Below are 18,861 nucleotides of genomic sequence, written 5' to 3' on the forward strand. Positions count from 1 at the left end.
GCGAAGTTTCACGCGCGTCTATTTCAAGGCGCAGATCGCGGGGCGCAGGCTTCGGCTAGTAGCAGCGAGAACTGCTTACCCTTATCAGTCCAGCGCGCCCGTGGCTCCCAGCCCCCCGCCGCCAGCAACATCTGACCTGAACGCCTGGTGAACTTGTGGCTGTTTTCGGTGTGGATGCTCTCGCCCGCACGCATCGTGACAGTCTGTTCGCTGACGGTGAACGTCACATCCCGATGCGCGACCAGATGCATTTCGATCCGCGCGAAGGTATCGTTCCAGCGCGCTTCGTGGCGGAAGGCTTCCACCGGAATATCGCCATCGAGCTCGTGATTAATGCGGGTCAGCAAGTTGAGGTTGAACCGCGCTGTGACCCCTGCCGAGTCGTCATAAGCAGCCAGCAGCACGTCCGTGTCCTTGACCAGATCCATGCCGATCAGGAGTAATGCACCTTCCCCCAGGGTCTCACGCATCGAGCGGAGCAGGTCGGTCGCGGTGCGCGCAATCATGTTGCCGATGGTCGAGCCGGGGAAGAAACCGAGTTTGGGCAGATCTGCCACGTCGGCAGGCAATTCCACGCGGCGCATGAAATCGGCTTCGACCGGGTGGACCGGAAGGCCCGGAAACTTCTGCGCCAATGCCGCCGAGGATGCCCGCAGAAAATCGCCCGCTATGTCGAGCGGAACATAGGCGGACGGCTGAATCGCGGACAGCAGCAGCGGCGTCTTGACCGAGGAGCCGGAGCCGAACTCCACCACAGCCCGCCCCGGCCCGATCAGATCGGCAATCTGCGCAGACTTGTCGCGCAAGATCGCAGCCTCGGCGCGGGTCGGGTAATATTCGGGAAGCTGGGTGATATCTTCAAACAGCTGTGACCCGGCATCATCATAGAACCACCGCGCCGGGATCGCTTTTTGCGGCGCGGCAAGACCGGCCAGCACATCGGCGCGGAACGCCAGATCAACCCCGCCTGCGTCGCGATTGACCAGTTGCAAACCTGTGTTCGATGTCATCTCAGGCATCCTTGGCCAGTCTCAGCCCGGTGAACTGCCAGCGCTGATGGGGGTAGAAAAAATTGCGATAGGAGGCACGCGAATGCCCGCGCACGGTGGCGCAGGACGCGCCGCGCAGCACCACCTGTCCACTCATGAACTTTCCATTATATTCGCCCACTGCGCCTCTCGCCGTACGGAAACCGGGGTATGGCAGATAGGCGGAACGGGTGAACTGCCAGCAATCGCCAAACAGGCCCGCGCCGCCCATCGGGAGCGGCGGCGCGCCCACATCCAGTTGATTGCCGGCCGCAGGATCATGCGCAGGCACAGCCGAAGCCCCATCCTGTCCGCGGGCGATCGCTTCCCACTCAAACTCGGTCGGCAACCGCGCGCCGGCCCAGGTGGCAAAGGCATCAGCCTCGAAATGCGAGATGTGGGTGACGGGCGCGTGGGGATCGCGGGCCTGCCAGCCTTGATGGGTGTAATGCTGATCGTCGCGCCAATACATCGGTGCGGTGATGCCTTCGCGCTGGACCCAGCCCCACCCATCCGAAAGCCACAGCCGCGCATCGCGATATCCGCCATCAGCGATGAAGGCATCCCATTCGCCATGGGTGACCAATCGGTCGGCAAGGGCAAAGGGTTCTAGCAGGACGCGGTGGCGGGGGCCTTCGTTGTCGAAGGCAAAGTCGCTTTGGTCATCGGCGCTCTGGTGCCCAACCAAGGCGATCCCGCCAGGGTGACGGTGCCAATCCATCGGCGAAGCAGGCGCAAGCGCGGCCAGCGCAGCGCCGTCCCACATGGCGACTCCCAGCGGGTTCTGGAACAGCGCGTGCTTGATGTCGGTCAGCAGCAATTCGGTGTGCTGTTGTTCATGCGCCACGCCGAGCGCGATCAGGGGCGCAAGCGCCGGATCATCGAGCAGCGGCGTCATGGCGTCGTTCACCACACCGCGCCATTCCAGCACCTCATTCAGTGTCGGGCGCGACAGCATGCCGCGTGCCGTGCGGCTGATCCGCGCACCTTCTGCCTCGTAATAGGAATTGAACAGGAAGGGCCAATCGTCGCGAAATAGCCTGTAACCGGGCGCGTGTTCGCGCAGCAGGAAGGTTTCCCAGAACCAGGTCGTGTGGGCAAGGTGCCACTTGGCGGGGCTTGCGTCTTCCATTGACTGAATACTGGCATCGGCATCGCTCAGCGGTGCGGCCAGCGCCTCTGTCAGCGCACGGGTAGCACGAAAAGCCTCACCCAGAGGGGCGTCGCCACTCGGGACGGCGGGCGTATGATGTTCGCTACGACGCACGTGCTCTCCTGCTCTCGCATGGCGCAGACACGGGCGATAGCCGTCCGCCATGACACAGAAAAGACGCCAGGCCGGCCATTGTTCCATGGAAAACGGGCGCGAGGGCGCCGCGGCGCTAACACACGATTATCGCAAGAACAGGCTTTTGCCGGTAAATCGCATGGGAAACAGACCCCGACAGCGCACAATCACGCCGCGTGGGCGCTGACCTCCGCATCGCGTGCGCCTGCCGCCTCGTTGAGCATCTCGGCTACCAGAAACGCCAGTTCCAGCGATTGTTCGGCATTGAGGCGCGGATCGCAATGGGTGTGGTAACGGTCGCCCAGGCGTTCTTCCGTGATCGCCACGGCCCCGCCGACGCATTCGGTCACGTCCTGTCCGGTCATCTCGATATGGATGCCGCCGGGGTGTGATCCTTCGGCGCGGTGGACGGCGAAAAAGCCCTTCACTTCGCGGGTGATGCGATCGAAGGGCCGTGTCTTGAAGCCGGTGTCGGACTTCACGACATTGCCGTGCATCGGATCGCAGCTCCACACCACCGGATGGCCTTCGCGCTGCACAGCGCGCACAAGGCGCGGCAGGCCGTCCTCGACCTTGTCATGGCCGAAGCGGCTGATGAGTGTGATGCGCCCGGGCGCACGCTTCGGGTTCAACTGGTCGAGCAAGGTCAGCAGCGCATCCGGCTCCAGCGAAGGGCCGCATTTCATGCCGAGCGGATTGCCGATCCCGCGCGCGAATTCGATGTGCGCGCTGCCGGGGAAGCGGGTGCGATCACCGATCCACAGCATGTGCGCCGATGTCGCGTACCAATCGCCGGTCAGCGAATCCTGCCGGGTCATCGCCTGTTCGTACGGCAGCAGCAGGCTTTCGTGGCTGGTGTAGAAGCTGGTGCCCTTCAACTGCGGCACCGTGCCCGGATCGATACCGCAGGCTTCCATGAAATCGAGTGCTTCACCAATCCGGTCGGCCATTTGGGCAAACTTTTCGGTCCACGGCGTGCGCCCCATGAAATCGAGCGTCCACTGGTGCACCTGACGCAGATTGGCGTAGCCGCCGCCCGCAAAAGCGCGCAGCAGGTTGAGCGTGGCGGCCGCCTGCGAATAGGCGCGCACCATGCGTTGCGGGTCATTGCGGCGCGACACCGGATCAAAATCAATCCCGTTGATATTGTCGCCGAGGTAGCTGGGCAGCGTCACGCCATCGATCGTCTCGGTCGGCGCCGAGCGCGGTTTGGCGAATTGGCCGGCCATGCGCCCGACCTTGATCACCGGACGCTTGCTGGCGAAGGTCATGACGACCGCCATCTGCAACAGCACGCGGAAGGTGTCGCGAATGTTGTTGGGGTGAAATTCGGCAAAGCTTTCCGCGCAGTCCCCACCTTGCAGCAGGAAGCCGTGCCCATTGGCAACCTGCGCAAGATCGGCCGTCAGCGCGCGCGCTTCGCCTGCGAAGACGAGCGGGGGATAATGCGCGAGGGTCTGTTCCGCTTCCGCCAATTCGGCCGCGTTTTCATAATGCGGCAAATGGCGCGCTTCGTGAGCCTTCCAGCTTTCCGGGGTCCAGGTTTCGGGCACAATCACAACTCTTTTCTATCAAGGCACGCGCGTTCATCCGCAGGGGCGCCCGCTACAGGAGGCACGTTTCAACTGTAAAGCGGCAACGCAGCTTCGGACAACATTATTTCCCGCCCACTGTCAGCAAAGGCTCCGATCAACGCCCTGCAGGCACGGGGCTCGCCGCAGTGGCGCTGGCATTGCCATTGGCACCCGATCCGGCAGTCGGCGCTTCAGCTAACGCCTGCCCCTCGGGAATGACGGCGAGACGGAAGGGCAAGGGTTTGGCGAGATAGCGTTCTGCCAAGAACTGCATCACCTGCGGCGTGGTCTGCGAATAATCCGCCAGCAGCGTGCGCAGCAATGCCGTGCGCTGCGGATCGAGCGTTGCCCCTTCGAGATTGTAGAGCCAGAACTGATTGCCGGTCGATGCGCGGCGGATCATCTGGCTGAGCGGCTCTGTCACCCGCGCAAGTTCATCGGCTGTGGGCGGATTGGCGGCGAGATCCTGTGCGATCCGCTGTGCTTCGGTAAAGAACACCGGCACGAATTCCGGTTCGAGCTGAGCGAGCGCGGTGATGCGTCCGCCGCTCGCCAGATCGCTCGGCCAGCTGGAGAACACCTGCGGCGAATAGCTCGCCCCGGCGCGCTCGCGCAGAGCTTCTATCAAGCGATTGTTGAACAGCTGCGTGAGGATTTCCAGCTGACGGCTTTCCCGCAAGGACGCGACCCCGCCCCCGCTTGGCCATGCGACCACAGCGGCGGCCTGATTGGCATCGCCGCGATGCGTGACGACCGACGGTGTCGGCGCTTCCGGTGCAAACGCCGGCACGCGGGCGGCAACGTCTGGCGCAATTGCTTCACGCGGAGCCAGCGCGCCGAAGGTCTGGCGCAATTGTTCGATGACAGCGGCCTGATCGAACTCGCCAAACACCAGTACCTCAATCGGGCCTTGTTTCAGCAGCGGCTCCCACACGTCACGGAAGCCTTCGGGTGTGACGGCCTTCAATGCCGCCGGATCGGGCGTTGCAAAGCGTTCATCGCCGCCCGTCACCAGATATTCAAGATCGCGGTTGAGAATGCCGCCGGGGCTGGTCGAATAGGTGTTGTAGGCCAGTGCAGCCGCTGCCTTGGCGCGGATCACAGGATCCTTGTCCCAGCGCGGCATCCCCAGCTTGGCGGCGAACAGATACAACTGGTCGTTCACGTCTTCCGACCGGGTCTGCGCGGTGAAGGTGAACACCGCTTCGTCGATCGCGAAGTCGAAGCCCAGCTTTCGGCCCGTGGCCAGCCGATCAATCTCGTTCTGGCCGAGTTCGCCTACGCCCGAACCCACCAGGGCACCCTGCCCCAGCGCGGCATAGGCCGCATTGTCTTTGTCAAAGGCGCGGTAGCCTGCCCCAAAACGCACGCGCACAGTCACACGGCCCGGTTCGGCATCATTGGCCCACACCAGAGCCTTGACCCCATTGGCGAAATCAACTTGTTCGATCTCCAGCACACCAAGCGGCTTTTGCGCCGTGATGGTGCCGGGCGTGCCCACCGACGGCAGGTCATCAAACGAGATGGTTTGTGCAGCAAGCCGCGCAGTTCCATCCACCGCCGCCTCGCTCGCCAGCGCCATCCGCAGCGCGGCGACATCCGCCTCACCTGCGGTCGGGGTAACGTAGACCGAGCGTGTGACCGTGCCTTCAAACAGCCCGCGCGTGCGTTCCAGCACGATCTCGGGCGTGAGGCGCGGCTTCATGCCGCGAAACACATCGAGCACCACCTTGGGCGACGCCACGGTTTCGCGGATATCGACCGCATTTACGATATTGTTGGCAAGGTCAGAGGCCGATTGCACGCTTTCCTGTTCGACCCCGTTGGCGAAGACGACATCGAATTCAGCAACTTCGCGGTCGATTTCCTCCTGCGTTGGCGGCGTGTCGAGCGCATCGGCGATAACGCTGCGGACATCGCCCAGCGCCGCTTGCCAATCGCCCGTCAGCGGCGCGAAGGTCACGAAGGTGGCATCGGTGGAACGCGACAAGTCATCCTGCTGGACCTGCGCGTAAAGATAGCTGCCCCCTGCGCGAGCGCGCGATTCCAGCCGCCGGTTGATGATGGCCTGCGCGACCGCATCGGTCAGCAAGCCTTCATTATAGGCGATCGTATCATCGACCGGCCGCCACGGGCGCATCACGGCGTAGGTGAGGCTGCGCGGCAGATCGGGTTCGACACCCACTGCCAATTGGCCAATCGGTGCTCCGGTCACAGCGTCATCCTGCGCCCCTGCGGGCGGTACAGGATCGCCAAAATCGGGCGCGGTGCCCGGCGTGCCGGTGCCATTCCAGTCACCGAACCACTGCTCCACCAGTCCGGCAAGCTCCATCGGGTCCGCATCGCCCACCACCACAATCACGGTGTTTTCGGGGCGATACCAGCGGTCATAGAACGCCTTTACGTCCTTGCCGTTGGCGGCCCGCAATGTCTCGTCCGTGCCGATCGGGCTGCGGGTGGCGAGCCTTTGTCCGGCGAAAAAGGTCTGGCGTGTCAGGTCAGCCATCCGCAAGCCCGCTCCGCCACGTTCGCGCTTTTCAGCGAGCACAATGGGCCGTTCAGCCGAGACATTGGCGTCATTGAGCACCGGTTCACGGATCATGCCCGATAGCAGCTTGAAACTTTCCGCCAATTTGGCCGAATCGATATTGGGAATATCGAGCTTGTAAGCGGTGTGGGTCGGCGTGGTTTCGGCATTGGCATCGCTGCCGAAGGTCGCGCCCAGCCGCTGCCATGCCGAGATTGCCTCGGCTTGCCCGAGATACTTGCTCTCGCGGAACAACAGGTGTTCCAGAAGGTGCGCGTAGCCTTGTTCATTGTCGGTCTCGTGCAGCGAACCGGCGTCGACCCGCACCCGGATCGAGACCTGGCGCGGCGGCACCCCATTACGGCGAACGGCATAGCGCAGACCGTTCTTCATTTCCCCGAACAGCCATTGGTCATCAACCGGCACATCCGAGCCGCGATACAGCCAGGGAACTTCGCTGCCCGTCTGCAGCGATTGCGGCTGGGGAACGACCGGCTGGGCCGGCGCCTGCGCGGGTGTGGGCACTTGCTGGGCAAGCAGCGGCTGCACCAGCGCAAACGGAACGAGCAGGATGGCGAGAGCGCTGGTCGCGCGGAAAATCGACTTCATCCCTGACATATAGTGCGGCAAAGTCTGAAGCGATAGTGAATGCTTCTGGATCGGCGCGCCCTTGCCCCGCGCATCGAGGCCGCCTAAATGATGACCATGTACATAGAAACCCAAACCACTCCGAACCCATCGGCGCTGAAGTTCCTGCCCGGCATGACTGTCATGGCATCGGGCAGCCGCGAATTTGCATCGCCCGAAGCGGCTGAAGCCAGCCCGTTGGCGCAGGCGATCTTTGACACCGGCGAAGTGGTCAACGTGTTCTTCGGCATGGACTTCGTCAGCGTCACTGCCGCCCCGGGCGCGGACTGGAGCGTGTTGAAACCGCAGGTTGTTTCCATCCTGCTCGATCATTTTGTCTCGGAAGCCCCGCTGTTCGTGACCGCAGGGGGCAACGGAATTGCGGTTCCCTCCGAAGACGAAGCGGTGGTGGAAGAACGGCCCGAAGATGCCGAGATCATTTCTGCAATCCACGAATTGCTCGAAACCCGCGTGCGCCCGGCGGTCGCTGGCGACGGGGGCGACATCGCCTATCGCGGTTTCCGCGACGGGGTGGTCTATCTGACGCTTCAGGGTTCATGCGCGGGTTGCCCATCGAGCACCGCGACCTTGAAGCACGGTATCGAAGGCCTTTTGAAACATTATGTCCCCGAGGTGGTTGAAGTCAGGGCAGCCTGAATATTCACTTTCACAACGACGGGGATTTCCCATGACTAAGCAATTTCACGATCACGCCCTGTCGGACGCGGCGCTCGCGCAACTGTTCAACGAAGCGCGCAGCTACAACGACTGGCTCGATCGGGACGTGACCGACGAACAACTCCACGCCATCTGGGATCTGATGAAAATGGCACCGACATCGGCCAATATGCAGCCGGTGCGGATCGTGTGGGTGAAATCGGACGAAGCGAAAGCCAAGCTGGTCGAGTGCGCATCCGATGGCAACAAGGACAAGATCGCGGCCGCGCCGGTCACCGCCGTTATCGGATATGACATCGACTTCCACGAAGAACTGCCTTGGCTGTTCCCGCATACCGACGCGAAAAGCTGGTTCGATGGCGATGAAGAAGGCCGCAAGGAAGGCGCGTTCCGCAATTCTTCCTTGCAGGGTGCCTATCTGATGCTTGCCGCACGCGCGATCGGGCTGGATTGCGGGCCGATGTCGGGATTTGATACCGATGCCGTCAATGCCGCGTTCTTCGCAGATGAACCGCGCCACCGGGTCAATTTCATCTGCTCGGTCGGCTATGGCGATAAGGACAGCGTCTACGATCGCAGCCCGCGTCCGGAGTTTGCCAAGTTCAACCGGATCGCCTGACGCGCAAAGCACGCTTGCGCCTGCGCCCGGTGTGAGGCATCGGCGCATTCCATGCGGATGCTTGCCGTCGAAACCGCCTCAGAGGCCTGCTGTGTTGCCCTGTTTGATAACGGGCACCTGATCGCGCATGAACATCGCGTGATGGGGCGCGGCCACGCTGAGGCGCTGGTGCCAATGATCGGCGCGCTGCCCGACAAGGGCCGCGCCGATTCGCTGCTTGTCTCGCTGGGGCCGGGCAGTTTCACAGGTGTGCGCATCGGTCTTGCCACGGCACGTGCGCTGGGCTTTGCCTGGGGCGCCGACGTACGCGGTTATCCGACGCTGGCGCTCATCGCGGCGCAGGCGCAGCAAGCTAATCCCGGTTCGCCTGTCACGGTTTGCATGAACGGCGGACATGGCGAATGGTTCGTTCAGGATTTCGCAGCCGATGGCCTGCCGACCAACGATCTGCGCTCCCTTGCGCCGGAAGCCGCCATTGGCGCCGGGGCGCAACAACTTGTCGCCGGCAACCGCGCTGAGGAATTTGCGGCGCTGCTGGGCGATCCGTACAAGGCCATAGGCCTGCTACCCGATGCAGCGCAGATTGATCGCGTGCCCCAAGTGTTGCTGACCGGCCATCTCGCCCCGATCTATGGCCGCGGCGCCGATGCAATTCCGATGGCCGACCGCAAACCAGCATGACTCCCCGCCCAGCGTCCAGTTCTGCGCCCGATTCAGCCATTATCGACCGGATTATGGCGGTGATGGAAGCAGCCTTCGATCCCGCCTATGGCGAAGGCTGGAACCGGCGGCAGGTAGCCGATGCACTGACGCTGTCCAGCACCCATGCCGTTGTGGTCGACGCGAGCGGCAAGCCGATTGGGGACAGCGAAGAAGATCCCGAAGGCTCTGTTGCGGTGCGGACGCCAGCGGGCTTTGTGCTGACCCGCCATGTGCTCGACGAGGAAGAATTGCTGCTGATCGCGGTCATTCCCGGCGCACGGCGACGCGGTGTCGGAGCAGCGCTGATCGAACTTCTTTTTGCTAAAGCGAAATTGCGGGGTGTCGTCCGCATCTTTCTGGAAATGCGACGCGGCAATCCTGCAATCGAATTGTATCGCAGGTTTGGTTTTGAACCGATTGGCGAGCGGCGTAACTATTACCGCATGGCCAATGGCGAGCGTGTTGACGCTATTACTTTTGCACGTTCGATTGAATAGAACTCCATTGATCGCAATGTGGTGATCAAGGAGAGCACATCGGTTGCCAAGATTGGCGCTTTGATCCATGAGATAGTAACCGGCGCATATTGAACGCCGTTAAAGAGGAACTCATGCAGGATCTGGAAATCAATATGAATGAAACTCTGATAACGCTAACCAGCGACATCGTCGCAGCGCATGTCAGCAATAATGATGTCGCCGTCACTGATCTCCCCGGACTCATCATCAACGTCTATGGCGCGCTCGCCAATCTTGGTGAAAAAATTGAAGTTGAAGAACCCAAGCCGCAGCCTGCGGTTGCGATCCGCAATTCGATCAAGCCTGACTACATTGTCTGCCTTGAAGATGGCAAAAAGCTGAAGATGCTGAAGCGGTATCTTCGGACCAATTTCGATATGACCCCCGAAGAATATAGGGCGCGTTGGGGCCTGGCCGCCGATTATCCGATGGTCGCACCCAACTATGCCGAAAAGCGCCGCGATCTTGCAAAGAAGATCGGTCTGGGTCGCAAGCCCGGCACCACCGTGACGCCCAAGGCGCGTCGCCCGAAAAAGCCGGCATAACGCTCGCCTTCCGGTCGCATCATCCCCAGCCGGTCAATCCGCCCCTGTTGAGAGGGCAGACGGCCCGCTTGAGCAAGCAGCCTCGTCCCTGTAGGGATGAGGCTGTCTTGCTTTCGGGCGATCGCATCCCACCGGGGCGGCGCACTTGGCGATGGAGCGTTCCTTGAACCAGAAAATCGATCTCGAACAATTGTGTGCCGAAAAAGGCCTGCGCATTACTGAACAGCGCCGGGTCATTGCCAAGGTTCTTTCAGACAGTGACGATCACCCCGATGTGGAATTGCTCCACAGCCGTGCCGCCGCGGTTGATCCGCGCATCTCGATTGCCACGGTGTACCGCACGGTGCGCCTGTTCGAAGAGGCAGGCATTCTTGACCGCCATGACTTTGGCGACGGTCGCTCGCGTTATGAACCCGTGCCCGAAGCGCATCACGATCACCTGATCGATGTCGAGACCGGCAAGGTCGTCGAATTTGTCGATCCCGAAGTCGAAGCCCTGCAACGCCAGATCGCTGAACGCTTGGGCTATCGCCTCGTCGATCACCGCATGGAGCTTTACGGTGTGCGCCTGTCCCGCAATGACTGACGCCGTATAATGACCGATTGGGAACTTCGGCAGGCCGCCGCACGCGGTGAGACAACGCCGATATCCGCGCTTGGCTGGATGCGGATTGGGGCCCGTGCGCTGGCGCTGATTGCGCTGATCTTGGTGTTTGTGCCGCTACACTACCTTTACCGGGCGTTGTCCTATGGCTCGCCCTTTCCGATGCTGTTCCTGCGTTATGCCGCGCGGGTGTGCGGCGCGCGGGTGGAGGTGAACGGCACCCATCTGAAACGCGATGTCTTCTTTGTCTCCAATCACATTTCGTGGGTCGATATTCTGGCGCTGGCGGGTGCCAGCGGCACGGCTTTTGTCGCCAAGGCAGAGCTGGCCGACGCGCCCATGGTCGGCTGGCTCGCCAGCCTGAACCGCACGGTCTTCGTAAAACGCGAAAACCGCATGGGTGTGGCTGAACAGATCAATGCGCTGAAGGAGGCGCTGGTCGATAACTGGTCAGTCACGGTCTTTCCCGAAGGCACCACCACCGATGGCCAATCGCTGCTGCCGTTCAAGACCTCGATGCTCTCCGTCCTCGAACCGCCCCCGCCGGGCGTGCTGGTGCAGCCGGTGATCGTCGATTATGGCCCCGTTGCCGAATGGATCGGGTGGATCGGCGAGGAAAGCGGGCTGAACAACGCAAAGCGCGTTCTTTCCCGCAAAGGCAGTTTCAAGGTACGCCTGTATTATCTCGAACCCTTCTCACCGGAAGATTTCCGCGGGCGCAAGGCGATCAGCATGGAATCGCGCCGTCGGATCGAGGACGCGCTGGTCGCTGTTCTGGGCCATCCCTTGCGCGCCTTTGCGCACACGGTCCCACCGGTGCGCTATGAAGCCAAAGCCAGCGAACCTGCAGACTAAAGCGCCGCGCGCACCAGCCAATCGTGGAAAATCCGCACCGGGCGGCTTTCCAGCGCCACCGGCTTGCAGACAAACCAGTAGGAATAGGGGCTTTCCACCGGCTTGCCCGGCAGATTGGTCAGGCGGTTGTCATTCGCACGGCGCAGGTGATCGTCGTGCATGATCGCAATGCCAAGGCCCTGCGCGGCGGCTTCCAGCATCAGCGCGCCGGAATCGTAGTGGTCAATGGCTGCGGGATCCATCGTATCGAGCGCATTGGCCTTTTTCCAGGCCATGAAGCTTTCGGGCAACTCGTTGTGGATCAGAAAGGTCTGCTTGGTCATCACCTCGGGCGTGATATCCGCGCCGATCGCGCGAGCGGTGTCCTTGGAACAGATCGCATGGACGAGATTGTGGTCAAGCCGCACCGCATGAAGCCCACTCGCCGGACCGCGTGACAGGATGATCGCTGCATCGAGCGTGTCGCCGACCCGGTCTTCCAGATGCGGCGCGGTGTCGATGTCGATATGCAGCAGCGGGTGACGTTTGCGCAGTTCGCCCAGCCGCGGAAACAGCCGCTGGCTGCCGAACATCGGCAACACACCTAGCCGGAGCCGCAGCAACGCAATGTTGTCGGACTGGCTTTCAACCGCACGGGCAAGCGCTTCCATGTGCGGATTGACCGCTTCGTAAAAGGCCTGCCCTTCATCGGTTAGCTGCATCGACTGGCGCGCCCGCGTGAACAGCTTTTTGCCGACGAATTCTTCCAAGTTGCTGATCCGCCGCGACAATGCCGACGGACTGAGTCCAATCTCCTCCGCCGCTGCACGGGCTGAACCCAGGCGAACCGTGCGCATAAAGGCTTCAAGCGCGCGCAAAGGGGGCAAACGACGTGCAGGCATGAAATCTCTCCTTGGTGACAGGAGATACGCTTCAAACGCCAAAGGGATGCAAAAAATCGAAGAAAAAATGCCTAAAGCGGCAATTGCTTGCGCCTACTGCACGTCATTCGCATCTTCGGGCGGGTGCAGGCGGAGCCGGGTGACGTGGGTTTCGTCCCCTGCGGTCACTTCAATGCGCCAGCCACTGGGATGTTCCAGCACCGTTCCAACCGGCGGGACGTGCTCTGCAAGCACAAAGGCCAGACCACCCAGCGTGTCGACCGACTCCGCAACCTCCGCCAGGCGCGGGTCAACCAGCTTGGCCACATCGTCAAGCTCGGCGCGGGCATCGCAATCCCACATGCCTTCCCCGATCGGCGTAATCAGTTCCTCGGGCGCATCGTCGTGTTCATCTTCAATGTCTCCGACGATTTCCTCGACCAGATCTTCGATGGTGATCAGCCCATCGGTGCCCGAGAACTCGTCCAGCACGATGGCCAGATGCACGCGCTGGGTGCGCATATCGGCCAGCACATCCAGCGCCCCGCGGGCCTGCGGCACGTAAAGCGGCTGGCGCATCAGCGTGGTCCAGTCGGCCGGCGGCGGGGTGCCATTGGCCAGGAAGGGAAAAATATCCTTGATATGGATCATGCCCACAACGCTATCCAGCGTCTCACGATAGACTGGCATCCGCGAATGCCCGTGTTCGCTGAACGCCGCAACCATGGCTTCCCAACTGATCCCGGCGTCAACGGCAATGATCTTGCCGCGCGGCACAGCCACGTCATCGGCGTCATGTTCGGAAAAGTGCAGAAGATTGCGCAGCATCTGCCGTTCGACCCGTGACAGGTCGCCGCCGGTGTTGCCGCCGGCATCGGAACCCGAGGCGCCGTTTTCATCCTCGTGATCGTCGATCGCTTCTTCCAGCTGTTCGCGCAAGGACCGCGCAGCTTCAAAGCCAAGGATTTTACGCAAGGCGGGCCAAAGCCCGCTGCTACTGTCCGCGTCTCCGGATTGAGATGCGGGCGAATGGGAATCGGCCATGGCCTTCGAAACAGCTCCTACGTGGTTTCAATCGCCATATGGGTCAGCGATGCCCAGTTTGGCAAGTATCGCTGTTTCCAGCGCCTCCATTGCCTCGGCCTGTTCATCGCTGTCGACATGGTCGTGGCCCGCCAGATGAAGCAGGCCGTGGACGATCAGATGGATGGCATGGTCCTCCAGCGTGACGCCCTTTTGCGCCGCTTCGCGCGCGCAGGTTCCGTACGCCAGTGCGATATCGCCCAACATCACAGGCGGGCCGTCGGGGTCGAGGTTTGCCAGTTCGGCGCACTCAAGCATCGGGAAGCTGAGCACATTGGTAGGCTTGTCTCTTTGCCGCCATTCACGGTTCAGTGTGTGGACTTCGGCGTCAGATGTGAACAAGACGCTCGCCATTAAGCGCGGGTTGGCCAGCAGCGGCTCGCCGTCGCCGGCCGCCTGTGCCGCGCGATCCGCAAGCGCCTCCCAAGCACCTGCCGGCCAGTCTTCGATGTCGATATCCAGATCCATGATGCGCCGCGCCTTAGCGCCAAACGCAAGATGGCGAAACGCCCGCTTGCAACCCCCGATCTATTCGTGTCGCAGCGCGTCGATCGGGTCGAGCTTGGAGGCGCGGCTGGCGGGATAATACCCGAACACGATTCCCATCCCGGCCGCAAAGACGAAGCTGACAATGTTGATCATTGGATCGAACACAAACGGCACGTCAATCAGCGCGGCCAGTCCGATCGAAGCGCCAAAGCCCAGCGCAATCCCCACCAGTCCGCCCAGCGCGCACAGCACCACGGCTTCAGTGAGGAACTGCAAACGCACCTCGCGCGCCAGCGCGCCGATGGCCAGGCGAATACCGATTTCGCGGGTGCGTTCAGTGACGGACACCAGCATGATGTTCATAATGCCGATCCCGCCTACCAGCAGGCTGATAGAGGCGATCACCGCCACCATCGCCGTCAGCGCGCCCGTCACCGCGCCCAGCGCCTGATTGACCTGCGCGGTATCAATAACATTGAAGTCGTTGGGCTCTTCGCCCTGCAACAAGCGCCGCTCGCGCAGCAGGTCGACCAGCGAATCCTGGATGGCGGTCGCAGCGTAGGCGGCATCGTATTTGACCACGAAATAATCGAGGTTGTCATTGCCCCGAAAACGCCGCTGAACGGTTTTCAACGGCATGAACACAACATCGTCATCATCCGCGCCGCCCCCGCCCTGCCCGCGCTCTTCCATCACGCCGATCACCTGGCAGGGGATATCGCCCAGCCGCATATTTGCGCCGATTGGGCTGGTGGCGGGCGGAAAAATCGCGTCGCGCACCTTGATACCGAGCAGGCAGACGTTCTTGCCCGCTTGCTCCTCGTCCGCGGTGAAGGGGCGGCCCTCCTCGATTTTGATCGACTGTGCTTGGAGCAGGTCATTGGTTCCCCCCTCGACCCGGGTGTCCCAATCTTGCCCATTGTAAAACGCCGTGCTGGGCGCACCGACACTGCCCGCCGCGAGTTCCACTCCGGCGATCTGCTGTTCCACCGCGCGCACGTCCGCTTCGTCGAAGGGCCGGATTGTGCCGCGGGTCGTGCGCACCGGGAAAATGATGAAGTTGCTGGCACCGAGCGAGGAAATCTCTTCCTGCACCGACGCCGTAACACCGTTGCCCAAAGTCACCATCGTCACCACCGCAGCCACGCCGATAATAATGCCGAGCGTCGTCAGGATCGAACGCAGGATGTGGCGGCGGATTTCGCGCAAAGCCAAAAGGAGCGTCGATCCGAACATCAGACGGCCCCGCTCTCGGGCGCGAGCACGCGTGCACCGCGCTCGATTGTTTCCACCAACCCATCGCGAAACCGCACAATCGTTTTGGCGTAGGCGGCCATCTCCTCCTCGTGGGTGACCATCAGCACCGTGATACCTTCGCGGTTCAGGCGTTGCAGCAGCAGCATGATTTCCACCGACCGCTCACTGTCGAGGTTGCCGGTCGGCTCGTCCGCCAACAGCACATCGGGCTGCGTCACGAGCGCCCTTGCAATGGCGACCCGCTGTTGCTGCCCGCCCGAAAGCTCTGCCGGACTGTGCGACGCCCACGGCACCAACCCTACCTGATCGAGCGCGCGCAAGGCGGATTCGCGTCGCTGGGTTTTGTTTTCGCCCCGATAGAGCAGCGGCAGTTCGACATTCTCCAACGCGGTGGTGCGCGCCAGCAGGTTGAACCCCTGAAACACGAAGCCGAGATAGCGGCGGCGCAGCAGGCTGCGCTGGTCGCGGTCAAGCTTCTGCACTTCAACCCCGCGAAACCGGAAGACACCGCCGGTGGGCACATCCAGGCAACCCAGTATGTTCATCGTGGTCGACTTGCCCGAGCCTGATGGCCCCATGATCGCCACGAACTCGCCGCGATCAATGGTGAGATCAATCCCCTTCAGCGCCTGAAACGCCGCCGCTCCGCTACCGAAGGTCTTGGTTATGCCTTCCAGCCGGATCAGGGGTTCTTCGGTCACTGGCCCGCCGCCTTGATGCCGGTGACGACCTTCATTCCGGGTTTCAGCGCGGAGGACCGCACCACGGTGCGGCGACCGTCACTGCGGCCGGTAACCACATCAACCGCCTTGAGCGTGCCATCGGCTTGCAACACCTGCACCTGCTGGCGGCTGCCTTCGCCGATGCTGGCCTGCTGTTTCTGGTCCTCCAATCCGATCTGCGGCTGGAACACCCCGCCGCCGCCTTCCTCTTCGGCATCCGGACGGAAGCGCAGCGCGGCGTTAGGGACCAGCAGGGCATTGCCGGTGTTCTGCGTAGCGATGGTGGCCGTCGCGGTCATGCCGGGGCGCAGCAGGCCATCGATATTCTGCACGGCGAGCCGCGCTTCATAATTGACAACCGATCCACCGGCGGCTGTTGCCGCTCCGCCGGTCGCGCTTTGCACAGTATTGCTCGATGCCAGATCGACCCGTTGCAGCGTGGCCGGAAACCGCCGGCCGGGATAGGCATCGACGGTAAAGGTTGCCTGCTGCCCTGCGTTGACCTGGCCGACGTCCGCCTCGTCGATCGAAACGCGCAGCTGCATTTCGGACAGGTCTTCCGCGATGACGAACAGCGTGACGGTATTGAAGCTCGCCACCACGGTCTGGCCGGGCTCGACCCGCCGGGCGAGAACCACGCCGGTCACCGGCGCGCGGATCACGGCGCGGGTGCGTGTGGTAAGGTTGCCGCGCAGCAACGCTTCAGCCGCCTCGATATTGGCGCGCGCGGAAGCAACAGCCGCGCTGTCACGCTCCACCGCGGCTTCGGCTTGTTCAATCTCGATCTGCGAGGGCACGCGTCCGCCCGAAAGGCGGCGCACTTCTTCGAGGCGATTAAGCTGCACCTTGTCGATATCCAGCACTGCCTGCGCCTGCGCACGGGCCGCGCGCGCCGCGTTGAGATTGGCGCGGGCCTGCGCGATCTGCTGATCGATGATTTCGGTGTTGATCACCGCGATCACCTGCCCCTTGGTCACGCGGTCGTTGACATCGACCAGCACGCTATCGAGCGGACCGGTGACTTCCGCGCCCACTTCGACCTGATTGGTCGGGCGCAGATTGCCGGTGGCCGTCACTGACAGCGAAAGCGATTCCTGCGCAACCGGCGTGGTGATGTAATCGGGCTTGGGTCCATCGCTGGTGCATTGCACGATCCCCAGCACCAGCAGCACGATGAGCAGGCCGGGCAGCCAATACTTCATCCATCGCCGCCAGCGCGGGCGCGGCTTGGTGCCGAGGAACTCATCGACGCTCGGCTGTTCCTGTTCGGGCGGGTTGATCGTATCGGTCACTCGTTGGGCCCCCTCGCCGCAATGTCTTGAATGCCAGCGCCTTCGGGCACCGACCATCCGCCGCCCAGCGATCGCGCCAGGCTGATAAAGGCAAGCGCCCGCGCCGCTTCGGCGTTGACCGCGGCGGTGCGCGTGTTCAGCAACTGGCTTTCGATCACCAGCAGCGTCTGAAAGTCGATCAACCCGGCCTGATATTGGCTGCGCGCCAGCAAGGCCGCGTTCTGCGCGCCGTCGCTGGCTTCGTTAAGGGCTATCACCCGCTCATCGCTGGTATCAAGATCGACCGCGGAGCTTTCGACCTCTTCCAGCGCCAGAAGAATGCTTTGCCGCCAGGCCGCCAGCGATCCATCTGCAATCGCTTCAGCGCCCTCGATCTGCCCGCGCACGCGCCCGCCATCGAAAATCAGCTGGGTCAGGCCAGCAAAGACATTGCCCGTCACGATGTCGAGCAGATTGCCGGCACTGGTGGCGCTGGTGCCGATTGTGCCACTGAGGCGCACCAGCGGATAAAGCTGCGCGCGCGCCACGCCGATACGGTCAAGATCGGCCGCCAGCCGCGCTTCGGCCCCGCTCACATCGGGACGGCGGCGCAGCATGTCGGCCGGAACTGCAAGTGCAACCTCGGTCGGCGGTGCGGGCACATTGCGCGGTGCATCTATGAAAGCGCGATAGACGCGGCCCGGCGGCTCACCGATCAGCGTGGAGATCGCATTGGATACCGCGACGAGATCGCCTTCGAGCAGCGGAATGGTGGCCGCCGTCTGCGCGCGCTGCGTGCGGGCTTGTTCGACATCGAGGCTGGCGACCAGACCGGCCTGGTTGCGCCAGCGCGCAATCTGGAGGTTATCGTCCTGATTGGCGAGCGTTTCGCGTGCGATGGCAAGCTGCGCGGCGAGCGAGCGTGCCGTTACCACCTGTCCGGCCACCTGCGCCACGACCAGCCGCTCCAGATCGCCCAGCGAATAGCCTGCGGCCTGAAGATCCCGGCGCGCTGCATCAACCGAAGCGCCCAGCCGCCCGAAAACGTCCACTTCCCACGCGACATCGCCGCCCAGCGAGAACAGCACATCATTGCTGGCAAAGTCCCCGACATCACGGCCGGCCCCGCCACTGCCGCTTATTTGCGGCAAGCGTGCGGCGCGGGCCTGACGCAAGCCGGCTCGTGCCGCACGCAACCGGGTGACGGCCTGCGCCAGATCGAGATTATTGCCCTGCGCCTCTGCAACGAATTGCTCTACCAGCGGATCATCAAGCAGCAGCCAGTATTGATCGAGCGGAATGTCAGCGCCCTCAGGCTCGGCCAGGACCCAGCGTTCCGGAATCGCCTGAACATTGGCCATCGGCGGCGGCGCGTCCCTGGGGATGGCACAACCCGCCAAAGCCAGCACGGCGACCGACAGCGGCGCGGTGTACCGTACCGCACCCATCCGGCGCCGTTTGCCGCAAGCCGTCATGCTCCGTCCCAACGCTGATCCTGAACCACGATGCCTGCCCCCTGAGACCCAACCGGTCACGATCCGCGCCCGGACGTACGCCAAGCTCGGCAATTAAATCATCATGTTGCTAACAGTCCGCCGATGTCCGCACAACGCG

At 62.6% G+C, this 18,861-nt stretch carries 18 protein-coding genes; 7 read left to right on the forward strand and 11 right to left on the reverse strand.

Going from position 1 to position 18,861, the window contains the following annotated elements:
- Window positions 1-23: 23 nt before the first annotated feature.
- From egtD to ACRANW_RS12560, 4 genes are all read right to left on the reverse strand, one after another.
- A complete protein-coding gene (gene egtD / locus ACRANW_RS12545) occupies window positions 24-1,010 on the reverse strand; it encodes an L-histidine N(alpha)-methyltransferase (protein ID WP_479432107.1) in 987 nt (328 codons plus the stop codon).
- A 1-nt stretch (window position 1,011) separates the two neighbouring features.
- On the reverse strand, window positions 1,012-2,295 hold the full coding sequence (gene egtB / locus ACRANW_RS12550) for an ergothioneine biosynthesis protein EgtB (protein WP_479432108.1): 1,284 nt from the start codon (window positions 2,293-2,295) through the stop codon (window positions 1,012-1,014).
- 188 nt (window positions 2,296-2,483) lie between these two features.
- Window positions 2,484-3,869 (reverse strand): class II 3-deoxy-7-phosphoheptulonate synthase, encoded by a 1,386-nt coding sequence (locus ACRANW_RS12555; RefSeq protein ID WP_479432109.1) that lies wholly within the window; start codon window positions 3,867-3,869, stop codon window positions 2,484-2,486.
- A 136-nt stretch (window positions 3,870-4,005) separates the two neighbouring features.
- Window positions 4,006-7,026, reverse strand: a complete 3,021-nt coding sequence (locus tag ACRANW_RS12560; protein ID WP_479432110.1) for a M16 family metallopeptidase — start codon at window positions 7,024-7,026, stop codon at window positions 4,006-4,008.
- Between the two features lie 96 nt (window positions 7,027-7,122).
- Here ACRANW_RS12560 and ACRANW_RS12565 point away from each other — a divergent pair, with 96 nt between their 5' ends.
- From ACRANW_RS12565 to ACRANW_RS12595, 7 genes are all read left to right on the forward strand, one after another.
- Window positions 7,123-7,701, forward strand: coding sequence for a NifU family protein (locus ACRANW_RS12565; RefSeq protein ID WP_479433945.1), 579 nt, complete (start codon window positions 7,123-7,125; stop codon window positions 7,699-7,701).
- A gap of 31 nt (window positions 7,702-7,732) precedes the next feature.
- On the forward strand, window positions 7,733-8,341 hold the full coding sequence (locus ACRANW_RS12570) for a malonic semialdehyde reductase (RefSeq protein ID WP_479432111.1): 609 nt from the start codon (window positions 7,733-7,735) through the stop codon (window positions 8,339-8,341).
- A 51-nt stretch (window positions 8,342-8,392) separates the two neighbouring features.
- A complete protein-coding gene (tsaB, locus tag ACRANW_RS12575) occupies window positions 8,393-9,022 on the forward strand; it encodes a tRNA (adenosine(37)-N6)-threonylcarbamoyltransferase complex dimerization subunit type 1 TsaB (protein ID WP_479432112.1) in 630 nt (209 codons plus the stop codon).
- A complete protein-coding gene (locus tag ACRANW_RS12580; RefSeq protein ID WP_479432113.1) occupies window positions 9,019-9,540 on the forward strand; it encodes a GNAT family N-acetyltransferase in 522 nt (173 codons plus the stop codon). The genes tsaB and ACRANW_RS12580 overlap by 4 nt, the downstream gene beginning before the upstream one ends.
- 113 nt (window positions 9,541-9,653) lie before the next feature.
- Window positions 9,654-10,106: a Ros/MucR family transcriptional regulator gene (locus ACRANW_RS12585; protein WP_479433946.1), complete on the forward strand. Its 453-nt coding sequence runs from the start codon at window positions 9,654-9,656 to the stop codon at window positions 10,104-10,106.
- A gap of 163 nt (window positions 10,107-10,269) precedes the next feature.
- Window positions 10,270-10,692, forward strand: coding sequence for a Fur family transcriptional regulator (locus ACRANW_RS12590; RefSeq protein WP_479432114.1), 423 nt, complete (start codon window positions 10,270-10,272; stop codon window positions 10,690-10,692).
- Between the two features lie 9 nt (window positions 10,693-10,701).
- Complete coding sequence (locus ACRANW_RS12595) at window positions 10,702-11,565, forward strand: lysophospholipid acyltransferase family protein (protein WP_479432115.1); 864 nt, start codon at window positions 10,702-10,704, stop codon at window positions 11,563-11,565.
- Here the strand turns inward: ACRANW_RS12595 and ACRANW_RS12600 are convergent.
- The 7 genes from ACRANW_RS12600 to ACRANW_RS12630 all read right to left on the reverse strand — a co-directional run bounded on the left by ACRANW_RS12600 (window position 11,562) and on the right by ACRANW_RS12630 (window position 18,695).
- Window positions 11,562-12,446, reverse strand: coding sequence for a LysR family transcriptional regulator (locus ACRANW_RS12600; protein ID WP_479432116.1), 885 nt, complete (start codon window positions 12,444-12,446; stop codon window positions 11,562-11,564). The genes ACRANW_RS12595 and ACRANW_RS12600 overlap by 4 nt on opposite strands.
- 93 nt (window positions 12,447-12,539) lie before the next feature.
- Window positions 12,540-13,469, reverse strand: a complete 930-nt coding sequence (locus ACRANW_RS12605; RefSeq protein ID WP_479432117.1) for a hemolysin family protein — start codon at window positions 13,467-13,469, stop codon at window positions 12,540-12,542.
- Between the two features lie 27 nt (window positions 13,470-13,496).
- On the reverse strand, window positions 13,497-13,976 hold the full coding sequence (gene ybeY / locus ACRANW_RS12610; RefSeq protein WP_479432118.1) for an rRNA maturation RNase YbeY: 480 nt from the start codon (window positions 13,974-13,976) through the stop codon (window positions 13,497-13,499).
- 60 nt (window positions 13,977-14,036) lie between these two features.
- Window positions 14,037-15,233, reverse strand: a complete 1,197-nt coding sequence (locus tag ACRANW_RS12615) for an ABC transporter permease (RefSeq protein ID WP_479432119.1) — start codon at window positions 15,231-15,233, stop codon at window positions 14,037-14,039.
- Window positions 15,233-15,955 (reverse strand): ABC transporter ATP-binding protein, encoded by a 723-nt coding sequence (locus ACRANW_RS12620; protein WP_479432120.1) that lies wholly within the window; start codon window positions 15,953-15,955, stop codon window positions 15,233-15,235. The genes ACRANW_RS12615 and ACRANW_RS12620 overlap by 1 nt, the downstream gene beginning before the upstream one ends.
- On the reverse strand, window positions 15,952-17,268 hold the full coding sequence (locus ACRANW_RS12625; protein ID WP_479432121.1) for an efflux RND transporter periplasmic adaptor subunit: 1,317 nt from the start codon (window positions 17,266-17,268) through the stop codon (window positions 15,952-15,954). Before ACRANW_RS12625 ends, ACRANW_RS12620 begins: the two co-directional genes overlap by 4 nt.
- Complete coding sequence (locus tag ACRANW_RS12630; RefSeq protein WP_479432122.1) at window positions 17,265-18,695, reverse strand: efflux transporter outer membrane subunit; 1,431 nt, start codon at window positions 18,693-18,695, stop codon at window positions 17,265-17,267. Before ACRANW_RS12630 ends, ACRANW_RS12625 begins: the two co-directional genes overlap by 4 nt.
- Window positions 18,696-18,861 lie beyond the last annotated feature (166 nt).

The sequence above is a fragment of the Erythrobacter sp. 'gip.4 top 5' genome, from assembly GCF_056495765.1.

Excerpts from the sequence above, each read along its gene's own strand:
- tsaB (WP_479432112.1), top strand. The coding sequence starts at position 8,393 with ATGCGGATGCTTGCCGTCGAAACCGCCTCAGAGGCCTGCTGTGTTGCC.
- ACRANW_RS12630 (WP_479432122.1), bottom strand. The coding sequence starts at position 18,695 with ATGGGTGCGGTACGGTACACCGCGCCGCTGTCGGTCGCCGTGCTGGCT.
- ACRANW_RS12605 (WP_479432117.1), bottom strand. The coding sequence starts at position 13,469 with ATGGCCGATTCCCATTCGCCCGCATCTCAATCCGGAGACGCGGACAGT.
- ACRANW_RS12565 (WP_479433945.1), top strand. The coding sequence starts at position 7,123 with ATGTACATAGAAACCCAAACCACTCCGAACCCATCGGCGCTGAAGTTC.
- ACRANW_RS12585 (WP_479433946.1), top strand. The coding sequence starts at position 9,654 with ATGCAGGATCTGGAAATCAATATGAATGAAACTCTGATAACGCTAACC.
- ACRANW_RS12570 (WP_479432111.1), top strand. The coding sequence starts at position 7,733 with ATGACTAAGCAATTTCACGATCACGCCCTGTCGGACGCGGCGCTCGCG.
- egtD (WP_479432107.1), bottom strand. The coding sequence starts at position 1,010 with ATGACATCGAACACAGGTTTGCAACTGGTCAATCGCGACGCAGGCGGG.
- ACRANW_RS12595 (WP_479432115.1), top strand. The coding sequence starts at position 10,702 with ATGACCGATTGGGAACTTCGGCAGGCCGCCGCACGCGGTGAGACAACG.
- ACRANW_RS12580 (WP_479432113.1), top strand. The coding sequence starts at position 9,019 with ATGACTCCCCGCCCAGCGTCCAGTTCTGCGCCCGATTCAGCCATTATC.
- ACRANW_RS12600 (WP_479432116.1), bottom strand. The coding sequence starts at position 12,446 with ATGCCTGCACGTCGTTTGCCCCCTTTGCGCGCGCTTGAAGCCTTTATG.
- ACRANW_RS12615 (WP_479432119.1), bottom strand. The coding sequence starts at position 15,233 with ATGTTCGGATCGACGCTCCTTTTGGCTTTGCGCGAAATCCGCCGCCAC.
- ACRANW_RS12560 (WP_479432110.1), bottom strand. The coding sequence starts at position 7,026 with ATGAAGTCGATTTTCCGCGCGACCAGCGCTCTCGCCATCCTGCTCGTT.
- ybeY (WP_479432118.1), bottom strand. The coding sequence starts at position 13,976 with ATGGATCTGGATATCGACATCGAAGACTGGCCGGCAGGTGCTTGGGAG.